Source organism: Mesorhizobium sp. 113-3-3, from assembly GCF_016756495.1.
Taxonomy (GTDB): Bacteria; Pseudomonadota; Alphaproteobacteria; order Rhizobiales; family Rhizobiaceae; genus Mesorhizobium.
The window spans coordinates 1669561-1684261 of sequence record NZ_AP023243.1; the positions used below are offsets into that span (position 1 = coordinate 1669561).

16 protein-coding genes are annotated in these 14701 nt (G+C 64.0%); 11 read left to right on the forward strand and 5 right to left on the reverse strand.

Annotated features, from left to right (window positions below; translation table 11 throughout):
* Positions 1 to 221: 221 nt before the first annotated feature.
* The 3 genes from JG746_RS08080 to JG746_RS08090 form a co-directional block, all read right to left on the reverse strand.
* Positions 222 to 1172: an acetyl-CoA carboxylase carboxyltransferase subunit alpha gene (locus JG746_RS08080; RefSeq protein ID WP_202357667.1), complete on the reverse strand. Its 951-nt coding sequence runs from the start codon at positions 1170 to 1172 to the stop codon at positions 222 to 224.
* A gap of 98 nt (positions 1173 to 1270) precedes the next feature.
* Positions 1271 to 2188, reverse strand: a complete 918-nt coding sequence (locus tag JG746_RS08085; protein ID WP_202357668.1) for a site-specific tyrosine recombinase XerD — start codon at positions 2186 to 2188, stop codon at positions 1271 to 1273.
* Positions 2189 to 2212: 24 nt separating this feature from the next.
* Positions 2213 to 2365 (reverse strand): hypothetical protein, encoded by a 153-nt coding sequence (locus tag JG746_RS08090; protein ID WP_015315495.1) that lies wholly within the window; start codon positions 2363 to 2365, stop codon positions 2213 to 2215.
* 211 nt (positions 2366 to 2576) lie between these two features.
* Here JG746_RS08090 and JG746_RS08095 point away from each other — a divergent pair, with 211 nt between their 5' ends.
* The 5 genes from JG746_RS08095 (at position 2577) to JG746_RS08115 (ending at position 7796) form a co-directional block, all read left to right on the forward strand.
* Positions 2577 to 3182, forward strand: coding sequence for a shikimate kinase (locus JG746_RS08095; RefSeq protein WP_202357669.1), 606 nt, complete (start codon positions 2577 to 2579; stop codon positions 3180 to 3182).
* Positions 3179 to 4315, forward strand: coding sequence for a 3-dehydroquinate synthase (gene aroB, locus JG746_RS08100; protein WP_202357670.1), 1137 nt, complete (start codon positions 3179 to 3181; stop codon positions 4313 to 4315). The genes JG746_RS08095 and aroB overlap by 4 nt, the downstream gene beginning before the upstream one ends.
* A gap of 1 nt (position 4316) precedes the next feature.
* Entirely contained in the window at positions 4317 to 5207 is an 891-nt protein-coding gene (locus JG746_RS08105) for an HlyC/CorC family transporter (protein ID WP_202357671.1), read from the forward strand.
* 85 nt (positions 5208 to 5292) lie between these two features.
* A complete protein-coding gene (locus JG746_RS08110) occupies positions 5293 to 6093 on the forward strand; it encodes an alpha/beta hydrolase (RefSeq protein WP_202357672.1) in 801 nt (266 codons plus the stop codon).
* Between the two features lie 149 nt (positions 6094 to 6242).
* Entirely contained in the window at positions 6243 to 7796 is a 1554-nt protein-coding gene (locus JG746_RS08115) for an acetolactate synthase large subunit (protein ID WP_202357673.1), read from the forward strand.
* 28 nt (positions 7797 to 7824) lie between these two features.
* Here JG746_RS08115 and JG746_RS08120 read toward each other — a convergent pair whose 3' ends face one another.
* Complete coding sequence (locus JG746_RS08120) at positions 7825 to 8127, reverse strand: BolA family protein (protein WP_019861455.1); 303 nt, start codon at positions 8125 to 8127, stop codon at positions 7825 to 7827.
* A 159-nt stretch (positions 8128 to 8286) separates the two neighbouring features.
* On the opposite strand from JG746_RS08120, the gene JG746_RS08125 reads away from it, so the two are divergent.
* The 6 genes from JG746_RS08125 to JG746_RS08150 all read left to right on the forward strand — a co-directional run bounded on the left by JG746_RS08125 (position 8287) and on the right by JG746_RS08150 (position 14002).
* Positions 8287 to 8931: a J domain-containing protein gene (locus JG746_RS08125; RefSeq protein ID WP_202357674.1), complete on the forward strand. Its 645-nt coding sequence runs from the start codon at positions 8287 to 8289 to the stop codon at positions 8929 to 8931.
* Positions 8932 to 9054: 123 nt separating this feature from the next.
* Entirely contained in the window at positions 9055 to 10041 is a 987-nt protein-coding gene (gene cobS, locus JG746_RS08130; protein ID WP_027047444.1) for a cobaltochelatase subunit CobS, read from the forward strand.
* Positions 10042 to 10052: 11 nt separating this feature from the next.
* The gene (gene cobT / locus JG746_RS08135) at positions 10053 to 11951 is read left to right on the forward strand and encodes a cobaltochelatase subunit CobT (protein WP_096450776.1); all 1899 of its coding nucleotides are present in this window, start codon (positions 10053 to 10055) and stop codon (positions 11949 to 11951) included.
* Positions 11948 to 12976: an esterase-like activity of phytase family protein gene (locus tag JG746_RS08140; protein WP_202357675.1), complete on the forward strand. Its 1029-nt coding sequence runs from the start codon at positions 11948 to 11950 to the stop codon at positions 12974 to 12976. Before cobT ends, JG746_RS08140 begins: the two co-directional genes overlap by 4 nt.
* Before the next feature lie 172 nt (positions 12977 to 13148).
* Positions 13149 to 13517 (forward strand): ArsR/SmtB family transcription factor, encoded by a 369-nt coding sequence (locus JG746_RS08145; RefSeq protein ID WP_202357676.1) that lies wholly within the window; start codon positions 13149 to 13151, stop codon positions 13515 to 13517.
* Complete coding sequence (locus JG746_RS08150; protein WP_202352490.1) at positions 13514 to 14002, forward strand: SRPBCC family protein; 489 nt, start codon at positions 13514 to 13516, stop codon at positions 14000 to 14002. The genes JG746_RS08145 and JG746_RS08150 overlap by 4 nt, the downstream gene beginning before the upstream one ends.
* Before the next feature lie 23 nt (positions 14003 to 14025).
* Here JG746_RS08150 and JG746_RS08155 read toward each other — a convergent pair whose 3' ends face one another.
* A complete protein-coding gene (locus JG746_RS08155; protein ID WP_202357677.1) occupies positions 14026 to 14700 on the reverse strand; it encodes a spermidine synthase in 675 nt (224 codons plus the stop codon).
* Position 14701 lies beyond the last annotated feature (1 nt).

The following is a 14701-nucleotide window of genomic DNA, read 5'->3' on the forward strand; positions in this document are numbered from 1 at the left end:
CCTCGGGCCAATGGCTTCGAAACTGCCGAGCCCGTATGCTGAACACCGACGGACCGTAAGCCCGTTAACCTTGAAAATTCCTTACCGCAAGCTTCGACCAATCCTTCACGGCAATTTCATTGACGCGAATCCGGCGGCATTTTTGTGGCGAAATTGCTCATTGCCGCCATATTGCCGCGAGGGAGGGGTTCCGACGGCCTTGTTCCGCCGTCAGAGGACCGTCAGAGGCTGCGGCCCATCGCCAGATATTTCTCGCGGCGCTGTTCGCGGAAGTCGGTGTTGGCGCCGGCAAATTCCTTCATTGTCTTGGCGATGAGGTCGCCGGTCGCGGCAATCACCGTTTCGGGCGCGCGCTGGGCGCCGCCCATCGGCTCGGGAATGATGCCGTCGATGATCTTCAATTGCAGAAGATCCTGCGCGGTGATCTTCATATTGGTCGCCGCATCCTTCAAGCGGGTGGTGTCGCGCCACAGGATCGAGGCTGCCCCTTCAGGCGAAATCACCGAATAGATGGCATGTTCGAGCATGTAGACGCGGTTGGCGGTGGCGATGGCGATGGCGCCGCCCGAACCGCCTTCGCCGATGACCACCGAGATCGACGGCACTTTCAGGCCAAGGCAGGCTGAGGTCGAGCGCGCGATGGCTTCGGCCTGGCCACGTTCCTCCGCACTGACGCCGGGATAGGCGCCAGCGGTGTCGACCAACGTCAGAAGCGGGATCTTGAAACGATCGGCAAGCTCCATCAAACGCACCGCCTTGCGGTAGCCTTCGGGGCGCACGGAACCGAAATTGTGTTTCAGGCGGCTCGTCGTGTCCGAACCCTTTTCCTGGCCGATGATCGCAATGGGCTCGCCGCGAAAGCGGGCAAAGCCACCGACGATCGCCTGGTCATCGCCGAAATTGCGGTCGCCGGCCAGCGGCGTGAAATCGCTGAACAGGCCCTTGATGTAGTCGACGCAGTGCGGCCTGTCGGAATGGCGTGCCACCTGCACCTTCTGCCATGGTGTCAGGGCCTTGTAGAGTTCGCGCAGCGCGTCGTGGGAACGCTTCTCCAGCCTGGCGATCTCATCGGCGACATCGACCGCCTCGCCATTCTCGGCAAGCTTCTTGAGCTCGAGGATCTTGAGCTCCAGATCCTGCACCGGCTTTTCGAAATCGAGGTAATTATACATGCTTGGGCGGACCGATATTTCGGAAGGCAAGAACTGCGGAACCCTTGAAACCAAGGCTCCCGGCGGTGAAATGTCGTCCTCACATAGCGATATGAGGCCTAGTCGGCAAGCGGATGATGATCGTTGACCAGCCGCACCAGCCGCTCCTCCAGCACATGGGTGTAAATCTGTGTCGTCGATATGTCGGCATGGCCAAGCAGCTGCTGCACCGCCCTGAGATCGGCGCCGTTCTGCAGGAGATGGCTGGCGAAAGCATGGCGCAGCACATGCGGCGATATCTTGGCCGAGGCGATGCCGGCTCGTGCCGCCAGCCCTTTCAGGTCGCGGGCAAAGACCTGGCGCGAGAGATAGCCGCTGTCGGAGGCAGCCGGAAACAAAAACGGGCTTTCGGCGAAAGCGGGCACTGCGGTCCGGGCGGCAAGCCAGGCGCGCATTGCCGTGCGCGCCTTGGCCGACAGCGGCACCATGCGCTCCTTGTCACCCTTGCCGCGCACCATGAAGAAACGGTCGTCGCGCTGCGCAACCGTCACCGGCAGACCGACCAGTTCGGAAACGCGCAGGCCGGTGGCGTAAAGCACCTCGACCAGCGCGTGAAGGCGAAGCGCTGCCAGCCTGTCGCTGTAGCCGAGCCCGGCATCGCCGGCTTCCACAGCGGCGCGGTCAATCAGCCGGCCGGTGTCGGCCTCGCTCATCGTCTTGGGCAGCGGTCGGCCCTTTTTCGGGCTGTCCAGTGTGCCGGTCGGGTCATCGGTGCGCAGGCCTTCGGCGTAGAGGAATTTGAAGAACTGGCGGATCGCCGACAGTTTGCGCGCCTGCGAGGTCGGCGCGAAGCCGCGCGCGGCGATGTCGTCGAGATAGGCGCGGATATCGGCGGCACCTGCACCGGCAAGTCCGCCATCGATCTCGGTGGAAGCGTCTTCGAGGTCGCGTCGGTATGAGGACAGCGTGTTTTCGGCGGCGCCGCGCTCGGCGCTCATCATTTCCAGGAAGGCCTCGATGCGGGCGGCGCTGTTCATCCTTGGGGATCGGTTTTCTTCAGGTCAGTTTTTCTTGGGGTTCAGCTTTTCCGGCGGGATGCGCACGCTCATCTCCGCTTTTTTCGGCTCGACGAACATCACCAGCGCGAACATCGTACCATAGGCAATGCCGGCCAGAATCGCGAGGGTCACGACAAAGCGAAACAGTGTCGGCATCAATTTTCGCCCGTCTTCTTGTTCTGCGTTTCCAAACCCTGTGCCCTTATGGGACGCCAATCCGGCCAATTCAAGGAAGAAGCGGAGGCCTGTTAGCAACTTCTGATGCGGGTTTCCCCCGGCCGATATAGGCTTGCCCGTGCTCGGCACGCTTGACGCAAACCGGCTTTTCATGTCGATACGCCGGCAAAGAGGGCCCAAGAAACAGCTGATGACCCAGGCAAATCCTCCAGGCGAGAGCCACTCAGCGCTGCTTGGCCGACTGGGCAGCCGGTCGATCGTCTTTGTCGGCCTGATGGGCGCAGGCAAGACGGCGATCGGGCGCAAGGTGGCGACGATGCTTTCGCTGCCTTTCATCGACAGCGACCAGGAGATCGAAAGCGTCTCGCGCATGACCGTGCCGGAGCTGTTCGAACGCTATGGTGAGGCCGAGTTCAGGGCCCTGGAACAGCGCGTGATCCTGCGCGTGCTGGAAAATGGTCCGCAGGTGCTTTCGACCGGCGGCGGCGCCTTCATGAACGCGCAGACGCGCGAGGCGATCGCCGCGCATGGCGTGTCGGTGTGGCTGAAGGCGGAGCTCGATCTTCTGATGGAGCGGGTTTCGAAGAAGCAAAACCGGCCGCTGTTGAAAAGTGCTGACCCCCGCGCCGTGCTGGAGCGGCTGATGGGCGAGCGCTACCCGGTCTACGCGACATCGGATGTTACCGTGCCGACCCGCGACGACCGCAAGGAAGTTATCGCGGCGGAGGTGCTGGACGCACTGTGCCGGCATTTCGGCATCGATGAGATTGCAGCGACGGGAGAGGTCGAATCGTGAGAGCGGATCAGCCAGTCACCGTCGAAGTCGGGCTTGGCGACCGGGCCTACGACATATTGATCGGTTCAGGCCTTTTGTCACGCGCGGGCGAGGAGATTTCGCGCCGGCTGCCGGGTACGCGCGCCGCTGTGGTCACCGACGAGAATGTCGCCGCCGCGCATCTCGATACGCTGAAGACAGGGCTCGAGAAGGGCGGGATCCAGCCAACCGTCATCACGTTGCCGCCCGGCGAGAAGACCAAGAGCTTTGCTCATCTCGAAGAGGTGGTGGACGGCGTTCTGGCCGCCAGGCTGGAGCGCGGCGACGTCGTCATCGCGCTTGGCGGCGGCGTCATCGGCGATCTCACCGGCTTTGCCGCCGGCATCGTGCGGCGCGGCATGAATTTCGTGCAGATCCCGACTTCGCTGCTGGCGCAGGTCGATTCCTCGGTCGGCGGCAAGACCGGCATCAACAGCCCGCGCGGCAAGAACCTTGTCGGCGTCTTCCTGCAGCCCAGGCTGGTGCTGGCCGACACGGAAGTGCTCGACACGCTGCCGATCCGCGAATTCCGCGCCGGCTATGCTGAACTTGCCAAATACGGGCTGATCGACCGGCCGGAATTCTTCGCCTGGCTCGAGGCGAACTGGGAAAAGGTGTTCGCCGGCGGGCGGGAGAGGGGAGAGGCGATTGCCGAGGCCTGCCGCGCCAAGGCCGATGTCGTCGCCCGCGACGAATTCGAGACAGGCGACCGCGCTTTGCTCAATCTCGGCCATACATTCGGTCACGCGCTCGAAGCCGCCACGCAGTATGACGGCGCCCGCCTCGTCCATGGCGAAGGGGTCGCCATCGGCATGGCGCTGGCGCATCGGTTTTCCTCGCGGCTCAATCTGGCCAGCCCCGACGACGCGGCGCGCGTCGAGACGCATCTGCGCGCCGTCGGCCTGCCCTGGCGGATGTCCGATATTCCAGGCGAATTGCCCGATGCCGAAGCGCTGCTTTCATTCATCACGCAGGACAAGAAGGTGTCGCGCGGGGCGCTGACCTTCATCCTGACGCGCGGCATCGGCCAGGCTTTCATTGCCAAGGACGTGCCGGCTTCGGAAGTGCTGTCGTTCCTCAGGGAAAACCATCCAGCCAACCGGAAAGCCGACTGAGATGGGCAACGAGACGGGTTGGGTCGTCGTCGCCGTCCTTGCCATCCTCATCCTCCTGGTTGTTGCCGTGCGCACGCGCCTTCTCGCCATGTTCGGCTACGAGCTTTCGCGCATCGAGCCGCAGCGCTCCAGCCAGGACGAGTTGCGCGGCGCAGTCGACGATTTTCGCCGCGACGGCCAGGTGGTGCGCGAGGACCGCGACCGTATCGGCGGCCTGTTCGATCTCGAAGAGCTCGAAGTCTCCGACATCATGGTCCACCGCACCAATATGCGCTCGGTCAATGCCGACAATGCGCCGGAGGCGGTGGTGCGCGAGATCCTGCAGAGCCCGCACACACGCATGCCGCTGTGGAAGGGCTCGCTCGACAACATTGTCGGCGTACTGCACGCCAAGGATCTGCTGCGTGCGCTGAACGAAGTCGGCAACGACTTTTCCAAGATCGACGTGATGAAGATCGCCTCGAAGCCCTGGTTCGTGCCCGACACCACGACGCTGCAGGAACAGCTCAATGCCTTCCTGCGCCGCAAGGCGCATTTTGCCGTCGTCGTCGACGAATATGGCGAGGTCGAGGGTCTGGTGACGCTGGAGGACATAATCGAGGAGATCGTCGGCGAGATCGCCGACGAGCACGATGTCGACATCCAGGGCGTCAAGCAGGAGGCCGACGGCTCCGTCGTGGTCGACGGCAATGTGCCGATCCGCGACCTGAACCGGGCGCTCGATTGGAACCTGCCGGACGAGGAAGCGACGACGATTGCCGGCCTCGTCATCCACGAGGCGCAGTCGATCCCCGAGGAAAAGCAGGCTTTTACCTTCCACGGCAAGCGCTTCATTGTCATGAAGCGCGACAAGAACCGCATCGCCCGGTTGAGGATCAGGCCGGTCGCATAGCGCCGTCACAGGCCACGTTACCGATCCTTCATTGGAACTCCGCCGCGCCATGGTGCATTTTGCGCCGGGCGGTCAGGAGAAGATGATGATCGATCGGCGAACCCTGCTTCTGGCTTCGATGGCGGCCTTTCTGCCGGCCACGACGTTTGCGCGCCAATCCTCGCCATCACCCAAAACTTTCGACTACGGTCCGGCCAAGCTCGACATCTATGCGCCCGATGGCGCCAGCGGCCTGCCGGTCGTCTTCTTCGTCCATGGCGGGGCCTGGGAATTCGGCAAACGCAGCCAGGTTGGCGCAAAGCCGGCCTTCCTGCTCGCCAACGGCTTCTGCTTCGTCTCCATCGATTACCGCATGCTGCCTGAGGCCGATGTCGCCACCCAGGCCAATGACGTGGAAAAGGCCTATGCCTATGTCAGGGCCAACATCGCGGCGCATGGCGGCGACCCCAACCGCATTGTCGGTATGGGCCATTCGGCCGGCTGCCACCTGATCGCGCTGACCGGTATGCGCGGCGGACTGCCTGGCGTCGCCGGGCTCCTGCTCGACGACACCAGGGCCTATGATCTCGTAGCGCTTCAGAAGAACGGCGGCATGGTGCGAGCCTATGCGCGCGTCTTTTCCGACCCCTCGCAATGGGCGGCACTGTCGCCGGCGAGCTATGTCGATGGCCGCAAGCATCCGCCGACCTTCATCGCTTATTCGGGAGCGTCAGGCCGTGGCGAGGAGTCGAAGGCCTTTGCCGAGCGCCTGCGCGCCACCGGGACCAAAGTCACCCTGTTCGACGGCAGCGCGTACACGCACATGTCGATCAATCACGATTTCGGCAGGGATGGCGACGCGCTGACCGCCGCCGCGCTGGCATTCCTGAAATCGACGGCCGGTTGATCGCGGCCGATTTCCACTCGCCCATCGCTGTCACTGGCTCATGCCAAAAGCAGCGGCGGGATATTGCCGTGCGGACATCCGTGAGTGCAATTGCTTCATCTGCCGGTTTTTGACGCAATTCCGCTGATCGCCGGATGGGAGAGAAATGCATGAATGGCGCCGATGTGCTGTGCGACGTGCTGCTGGCCAATGACGTGAAGGTCTGCTTTGCCAATCCTGGCACCTCCGAAATGCACTTCGTCGCCGCGCTCGACCGCAAGCCCGAGATGCGTTGCGTGCTCGGTCTGTTCGAGGGCGTGGTGACGGGTGCGGCCGACGGCTATGCGCGCATGACCGACCGCCCGGCCGCGACGCTGCTGCACACCGGCCCTGGCCTGGCCAATGGGCTGGCCAACATGCACAACGCCCGGCGTGCGCTCAGCCCGATGATCAACATCGTCGGCGACCACGCCTCCTATCACTTGCCGCTCGACGCGCCGCTGACCAGCGACATCGAAGGTTTGGCGGCGCCGATGTCCAACTGGGTTCGCCGCATCGCCGGGCCAGAAGACGTCCAGCCGGCCACGGAGGCGGCCTTTCGCGCCTCGCTGACGCCGCCGGGCGTCACCACGCTGATCCTGCCGGCGGATGCCGCCTGGGGCGATGCTGCCCCGGCGTCGCCCGGCAAGGTCGTGCTTTCACCGCCGCCCGAGGTCGACATGGATGCGGTACGCGAGACCGCCGCGGCGATCCGTGCCGCTCAGGGCCGTGTCGGCATGATCGTGCGTGGCCGGGCGGCACGTGCGGATGCGCTCGAGATCGCCGGCCAGATCTCGACGGCCTGCGACGTTCGCCTGTTCGGCGAGGTCCTGATCGCGCGCATGCAACGCGGGCGCGGGCGCGTTGCGCCGACACGCGTCCCCTATCCGATCGATGCGGCGACGGCGCTGCTCGCGGATATCGACGTGCTTGTACTGGTCGGCGGCAAGGAGCCGGTCGCCTTCTTCGCCTATCCGGGAAAACCGGGACGGCTCGTCCGCGACGACTGCCGGGTGCTGACGCTGGCCGCCCATGGGCAGGACCTCCATGCGGCGCTGGAGGCGCTGCGCGACGAACTCGGCGTCAAACCATCGCAACAGGCTGACTTCGCAACCGCTTTTCCTGACGAGGCTGCGCCGAGCGGCGGGCTGACGGAGGATGCCATCGCGCTGTCGGTGGCGCGCAAGCTGCCGGACAATGCGATCGTCTGCGACGAAGCGGTCACCTCGGCCAGGCGTTTCTTCGCCCTGTCGGCCCTTGCCGCGCCGCATGACTATTTGATGGGCACCGGCGGATCGATCGGCGGCGGCATCCCGATGGCGACAGGAGCGGCAATCGCCTGTCCCGACCGCAAGGTGATCAATCTGGAGGCCGATGGCAGCGGCATGTACACGGTGCAGGGCCTGTGGACGCAAGCGCGGGAAAATCTCGACGTGGTGACGGTCGTCTTTTCCAACCGGACCTACGCGATCCTGCATGGCGAGATGAAGAATGTCGGCGTCAATGCGATCGGCGAGAATGCCAGGCGCATGCTCGACCTCGACCATCCGGCGCTGGACTGGGTGTCGCTGGCCAAGGGCATGGGTGTGGAGGCCGCACGGGCCGACACCTGCGAGCGGTTCGACGCGCTGCTGGACAGCGCCTTGTCGCGGCGCGGGCCGTTCCTGATCGAAGCGGTGATCTGACGGCCCAGCCGAGGCGGGCGGATCCGACCTACCAGCGCGTCTTTTCGCCGGGCGCCGCCGGTTCGATCGCCAGCGCATGCACGCCAGCCTTCAATTCGTCGGCGAGCAGTTCGTTGACGGCGCGGTGGCGGTCGATGCGGCTCATGCCGGCAAAGGCGGACGAGACGACGCGGACGCGAAAATGCGTCTCGCCGGTGCCGTCATAAGCGCCGTGATGGTCCGAGCCGTGGTGATGGTGACCGGCGTGGAGATGGCTTTCGTTGATGATGACCAGCCGCTCCGGCGAAAATGCCTTGTTGAGCTTGTCTTCCATGGTCGCCTGTATGGACATTGCCGTCTCCATTCACCACATATGGCTGGCGCACCAGCCCTGGGGCCCGCTATTGCGCAACTAAATCCGCCATTCGCCTGCTTTATGCCGCGATTCAGCGGTTAGGGCGATGATCGCGAAAATGTCAATTCTTGTTTCGCATCTGCGAACGCCCCATAAATGGGTGAGATGAAGCCGTATCCCAAATATTTCGAGAAGATTCGCATCCGCCCGGAGAAGGATGCGGAGCTGAAGTCGCACTCGCCGATCTGCCAGTGGGATGGCTGCAAGGAGCCGGGCACCCATCGCGCGCCCGTCGGGCGCATGAAGGAGGGCGAGTATTTCCACTTCTGCTTCGACCACGTGCGCGAGTACAACAAGGGCTTCAACTATTTTTCCGGCGTGCCGGACACCGAGGTTGCGCGCTTCCAGAAGGAAGCCATGACCGGCCATCGGCCGACCTGGAAGATGGGCGTCAACGGCGCCTCGACGCGCTCCTCTCCCGGTATGGCATCACCCGATATGGCGCAGATGCGCTCCGGCCGCGCCGGCTATTACAACCGCATGCGCGACCCGTTCGACCTGTTCAAGGGGCCGAAGGATCCGCGTGAGGCGCGCGAGCGCAAGGCGAAGCCCCTTGAGGCCAAGGCGCTGGAAACGCTTGGCCTTGATACAAAGGCGACTGGCAAGGATATCAAGGCGCGCTATAAGGAACTGGTGAAACGTCACCATCCGGATGCGAATGGTGGCGACAGAGGTTCGGAAGACCGGTTCCGCGATGTGCTGCAGGCCTATCGCGTGCTCAAACAGGCGGGCCTGTGCTGAGCGACCCTACGGTTTGTGTCGTTTTCCAACTTTCATAAGGTTGGAAAAGGCTCTAAGACCGCCCCCGAACAAAATCGATTGCCGGCGAAACGGGACGTTTCGCCCGTGGAGACGTTGAGAGATATGAACAAGGTCGATCGCGACATCGCCAACCTGCCCGACACGACGGTGTCGGTGAAGGATAAATTCGGCTTCGACTCCAAGATGGTGGTGCCGGCCTATTCGGTGACCAGCGAACACGTGCCTGACGTCGATCCGGACTATCTGTTCGACAAGGCGACGACGCTGGCGATCCTTGCCGGCTTTGCCTACAACCGCCGCGTCATGGTGTCGGGCTATCACGGCACCGGCAAGTCGACCCATATCGAACAGGTCGCCGCCCGCCTCAACTGGCCCTGCGTGCGTGTCAATCTCGACAGCCATGTCAGCCGTATCGATCTCGTCGGCAAGGACGCGATCGTCGTCAAGGACGGCTTGCAGATCACTGAATTCCGCGACGGCATCCTGCCCTGGGCCTATCAGCACAATGTCGCGCTCTGCTTCGACGAATATGACGCCGGCCGTCCGGACGTGATGTTCGTCATCCAGCGCGTGCTGGAATCGTCGGGCCGGCTGACGCTGCTCGACCAGAGCCGCGTCATCCGTCCGCATCCGGCGTTCCGGCTGTTTTCGACCGCCAACACGGTCGGCCTCGGCGACACCACCGGCCTCTATCACGGCACGCAGCAGATCAACCAGGCGCAGATGGACCGCTGGTCGATCGTCACCACGCTGAACTATCTGCCGCACGACAATGAAGTGAACATCGTGCTGGCCAAGGCCAAGCACTACCGCGACAACAAGGGCAAGGACATCGTCAACAAGATGGTGCGCGTCGCCGACATGACGCGTTCGGCCTTCATCAATGGCGACCTGTCGACCGTGATGAGCCCGCGTACCGTCATCACATGGGCCGAGAATGCCGAGATTTTCGGCAATATCGGCATGGCGTTCCGGCTGACCTTCCTCAACAAGTGCGACGAACTGGAGCGCTCGGTGGTGGCCGAGTTCTACCAGCGCGCCTTCGGCGAGGACCTGCCCGAGAGCGCCGCCAACGTGGTGCTTGGGTAAGCATAGCCTCGATGGCGGGTCCGGGCGACAATACGCGCAACAAGTCGAAGACGGGGTCTGAAGCCGACAGCTTCAAGCGCGCCGTCACCGTCTGCATGCGCGCCATTGCCGGCGACAAGGAAATGGAAGTCGGCTTTGCCAAGGACCGGCCGGCGCTCGCCGGCAGCCGCGCGCGTCTGCCCGAACTGCCGAAGAAGGCGTCGAAGACCGACATCGCGATCACCCGCGGCCTCGGCGATTCCATGGCGCTGAAGCGCGCCTGCCACGATGCGCGCATCCACACCAAGCTGGCGCCGGAAGGCAAGGCCGCCCGCGCCATCTATGACGCGGTCGAGCAGGCCCGTGTCGAGGCGATCGGCAGCCGCGCCATGCAGGGCGTCGCCGACAATATCGGCTCGATGCTGGAGGACAAATACGCCAAGGCCAACCTCGTCGACGTCAAGGACAAGGCCGACGCGCCGATCGAGGAAGCACTCGCCCTGATGGTGCGCGAGAAGCTGACCGGCCGGCCGGTGCCCAAGAGCGGCGAGCGGCTGGTCGAGCTCTGGCGGCCCTGGGTCGAGGAAAAGGCCAAGGCCGACCTCGATGGGCTGTCGGCCAAGCTCGACGACCAGCAGGCCTTCGCCCGCGTCGTGCGCGAGATGCTCGCCTCCATGGAAATGGCCGAGGAACTCGGCGACGACCAGGAGACGGAAGACTCCGAGGACAATGACGACAACCAGCCGCAAGGCGAGGAGCAGAGCGAGGAGGGCGGGGAAGAGGATTCCGGCTCCGAGCAGTCGCAGTCCGAGGATGCCGAGGCGTCGGCCGATGACGAACAGTCGTCCGAGACGGAGGCCTCCGACGCCACCGCCGACGATCTGTCCGACGATGACGACGCCGATGCCGAGACCCCCGGCGAGGCGCGCCGCAACGATAATCCCTTCACCAATTTGCCGAAGGAAATCGACTACAAGGTCTTCACCACGGCTTTCGACGAGACGGTCGGCGCCGAAGAGCTTTGCGAAGAGGAAGAGCTCGACCGGCTGCGCGCCTTCCTCGACAAGCAACTGGCCAATTTGTCCGGTGTCGTCGGGCGGCTTGCCAACCGGCTGCAGCGCCGCTTGATGGCGCAGCAGAACCGCTCCTGGGATTTCGACCTGGAAGAGGGCTATCTCGATCCGGCGCGGCTGGTGCGCGTCGTCATCGATCCGATGCAGCCGCTGTCCTTCAAGCAGGAACGCGACACCAAATTCCGCGACACGGTGGTGACGCTGGTGCTCGACAATTCGGGCTCGATGCGCGGCCGGCCGATCACGGTCGCCGCCACCTGCGCCGACATTCTGGCACGCACGCTGGAACGCTGCGGCGTCTCGGTTGAGATCCTCGGCTTCACCACGCGGGCTTGGAAAGGCGGGCAGGCGCGCGAAAAATGGCTGAAGGACGGCAAGCCGCCGAACCCCGGCCGCCTCAACGATCTGCGCCACATCATCTACAAATCCGCCGATCATCCGTGGCGGCGCGCCCGGCGCAATCTCGGGCTGATGATGCGCGAAGGCCTGCTCAAGGAAAACATCGACGGCGAGGCGCTGCTGTGGGCGCACAACCGGCTGATCGCCCGGCCCGAACAGCGCAAGATCCTGATGATGATCTCGGACGGCGCGCCGGTCGACGATTCGACGCTGTCGGTCAATCCGGGCAATTATCTGGAACGCCATTTGCGCGCCGTCATCGAGCTGATCGAGACGCGCTCGCCGGTGGAATTACTGGCCATCGGCATCGGCCATGACGTCACGCGCTACTACAGGCGCGCCGTCACCATCGTCGATGCCGAGGAACTGGCCGGCGCCATGACCGAGCAACTGGCCTCGCTGTTTGCCGAGGAAAGCGCGCGCGATACGCGGCGCGGCGGCATGCGGCGCGCCGGATGATCTTTTCGTGCGGCGGGTTTCGGCAACCGCTCTTCGCCGCCATCGCCCTGTTCGCCGGCGTGGCGTCGGCGTCAGCCGGTGCGGCCGGTCCGGCCGCGGTTGAACCCATCGAGGTTTCGGCCCGCCCGATCACCGAATTCCGCATTGGCAAGGCCGACAAGCAGTTCGGTTCGCTCGAATTCGTCGGCGGACTGGAAATGACCTCGAAATCGCGCGATTTCGGCGCGCTGTCGGCCTTCCGCTTTCTGAAAGCGGGGAGCGATTTCATCGGCGTGGCCGACACCGGCTACTGGTTCTTCGGTACGGTGGTCCGCGACGCCGACAGGCGTCCCATAGGCATCCAGAACTTCCGCATGCAGCAGATGGTCGACCAGGGCGGCCAGCCGATCGACGAGAAATGGGAAGTCGATGCCGAAGGCCTCGCGGTCAAGGACGGCATCGCCACGGTCGGTTTCGAGCGCAACCACCGCGTCGCCCAATTCAAGATCGATCCGACGGATATGAAGGGGCCATACCGGCAGCTGGATTTCCTGGTGCCGGCGCGCGAGCTGCGCCAGAATCGCGGCTTTGAGACCGTTACCCATGCCAATGCCAACGGCCAGCATGCGGGCGGCTTGGTCGTGGTCTCGGAAAAGAGCCTAGACAAGGCTGGCAACATCTATGCCGCCATCATCGAAGGGCCGCACAAGGGTGTATTCACCGTCAAGCGCAACGGCGATTTCGACATCACGGACGGCGCCTTCCTGCCGGACGGCGACCTCCTGCTGCTGGAGCGCAGTTTCACCATGGCAGGCGGCCTGAAGATGCGGCTGCGGCGCATCTATGGCGAGAGCGTCGAGAAGGGCGCGGTCGCCGACGGGCCGGTGCTGCTGGACGCCGACATGGGCTACCAGATCGACAATATGGAAGGCCTCGACGTCTGGACCCGCGATGACGGCGCGCTGATGGTGTCGCTGATCTCAGACGACAATCATTCGATCCTGCAGCGCAACCTCTATCTGGAATTCATCCTGCACCAGGATTGAGCGCGGCCATACACGGCTATGTTCGGGCCGCGCGCCGGCTTTCTTTTGTCCGTTCTTCCTTCGCGCCTTCGCCGCAACCTTCCGCTTTTGGGGCGTGGGAGGTGTCCAGGCTTCGTCAAAATACTTTAGTCATGACTTGACAATTGACGTCGTTGGCGGAATACTCAAGTCCATGCTTGACTATTCCAAGATCGACAGCATCCTCCGCGCGCTCGTCGAGCCGACCCGCCGCCAGATCCTGGAACGCTTGAGCCGCGGACCGGCCACCGTCAGCCAGCTGGCGGAGCCTTTCGGCATGACCTTCGCCGCCGTCTTGCAGCATCTGCAGGTGCTGGAGGCCTGCGGGCTGATCCGCAGCGAGAAGATCGGGCGGGTGCGCACCTGCCGGATCGAACCGGGCGGGCTCGCTCCGCTCGCCGACTGGATTGCGGAGTGCCGCATTCCGGCGGAACGCCACCTCGACCGACTCGGTGAGATTCTGGCCGAGACGGATCAATCATCCCCGAAAGTTCAAGACCAGGAAAAGGACGACCAGACATGAACCAGATCGCGTCCGTGAAAGACGAGCATTCCGTCATCCACTCCACATTCACCATCGAGCGCACGTACCCGCAATCGCCGGATCGCGTCTTCCATGCCTTCGCCGACAAGGCAACGGTGCGGCGCTGGCGGGTCGACGGCGACGGTTTTACCGTCGCCGAATTCAGCTTCGATTTCCGCGTCGGTGGTGGCGAGGTGTCGCGCTTTAGCTATGGCGGCGGCCCGGAAATCAGGCTCGACGCGCAGTTCCAGGACATCGTTCCCGACCAGCGCATCGTGTTTTCCTACAGGATGGCCATAGGGCCGCAGCCGATGTCGGCATCGCTGACCACGGTTGAGCTGACGCCCTCGGGCGATGGCACAAGGCTGACCTATACTGAGCAGGGCGCCTTCTTCGATGGTGTCGATTCCGCCAAGGGGCGGGAGGAGGGGACCCGTGGGCTGCTGGAGGCCCTTGCCGCGGAGCTTCAGAGGTCGAAAGCCTAAATGCCGCCTTACCACGGCTTCATTCAGGAGCCGTTGGTGGCGATCCAGATGACATGGCGCGCGCCGCGCTTGCCGTTGGCGCGCGTGTTGACCTCCTCGACACCGAAGCCTGCCTGCTTCAGCCGCCGCGCGAAGCCGCTGTCCGGGCCTTGCGACCACACCGCAAGCACGCCGCCCGGCTTGAGGGCGGTGCGCGAGGCGTTGAGGCCGGCGAGGCTATAGAGCGCGTCATTGCCCTTGTGGACGATGCCTTCGGGGCCATTGTCGACATCGAGCAGGATGGCATCCCAGGCCGCGGACCCGGACCGGATCAATTGCCCGACATCGGTCTCCTCTATGGTGACGCGGGGATCGTCGAGACAACCGCCAAACACGTCCGCCATCGGGCCGCGTGCCCAGGCCACGACCGCCGGCACCAGCTCCGCGACAACGATGCCGGCATCCTCGTCGAGTTCGGCCAAGGCGGCACGCAGAGTGAACCCCATGCCAAGGCCGCCGATGAGGATCCTCGGCTGGCGATGGTCCGCAATCCTTTGACAGGACAGTTTCGCCAGCGCCTGCTCGGAGCCGCTGAGGCGGCTGTTCATCAGCTCATTGGTGCCGAGCATGATCGAGAATTCGCTGCCGCGCCGCTTGAGCCGAAGCTCCTGGGCACCATCCCCGGTCTTTGCCGAATCGAGCTGGACCCAGGGTATCACG

Excerpts from the sequence above, each read along its gene's own strand:
- JG746_RS08090 (WP_015315495.1), bottom strand. The coding sequence starts at position 2,365 with ATGCCGACACTGTTTCGCTTTGTCGTGACCCTCGCGATTCTGGCCGGC.
- JG746_RS08150 (WP_202352490.1), top strand. The coding sequence starts at position 13,514 with ATGAACCAGATCGCGTCCGTGAAAGACGAGCATTCCGTCATCCACTCC.
- cobS (WP_027047444.1), top strand. The coding sequence starts at position 9,055 with ATGAACAAGGTCGATCGCGACATCGCCAACCTGCCCGACACGACGGTG.
- cobT (WP_096450776.1), top strand. The coding sequence starts at position 10,053 with ATGGCGGGTCCGGGCGACAATACGCGCAACAAGTCGAAGACGGGGTCT.
- JG746_RS08085 (WP_202357668.1), bottom strand. The coding sequence starts at position 2,188 with ATGAACAGCGCCGCCCGCATCGAGGCCTTCCTGGAAATGATGAGCGCC.
- JG746_RS08105 (WP_202357671.1), top strand. The coding sequence starts at position 4,317 with ATGGGCAACGAGACGGGTTGGGTCGTCGTCGCCGTCCTTGCCATCCTC.
- JG746_RS08095 (WP_202357669.1), top strand. The coding sequence starts at position 2,577 with ATGACCCAGGCAAATCCTCCAGGCGAGAGCCACTCAGCGCTGCTTGGC.
- JG746_RS08110 (WP_202357672.1), top strand. The coding sequence starts at position 5,293 with ATGATCGATCGGCGAACCCTGCTTCTGGCTTCGATGGCGGCCTTTCTG.
- JG746_RS08145 (WP_202357676.1), top strand. The coding sequence starts at position 13,149 with ATGCTTGACTATTCCAAGATCGACAGCATCCTCCGCGCGCTCGTCGAG.
- JG746_RS08120 (WP_019861455.1), bottom strand. The coding sequence starts at position 8,127 with ATGTCCATACAGGCGACCATGGAAGACAAGCTCAACAAGGCATTTTCG.
- JG746_RS08115 (WP_202357673.1), top strand. The coding sequence starts at position 6,243 with ATGAATGGCGCCGATGTGCTGTGCGACGTGCTGCTGGCCAATGACGTG.
- JG746_RS08080 (WP_202357667.1), bottom strand. The coding sequence starts at position 1,172 with ATGTATAATTACCTCGATTTCGAAAAGCCGGTGCAGGATCTGGAGCTC.
- JG746_RS08125 (WP_202357674.1), top strand. The coding sequence starts at position 8,287 with ATGGGTGAGATGAAGCCGTATCCCAAATATTTCGAGAAGATTCGCATC.
- JG746_RS08140 (WP_202357675.1), top strand. The coding sequence starts at position 11,948 with ATGATCTTTTCGTGCGGCGGGTTTCGGCAACCGCTCTTCGCCGCCATC.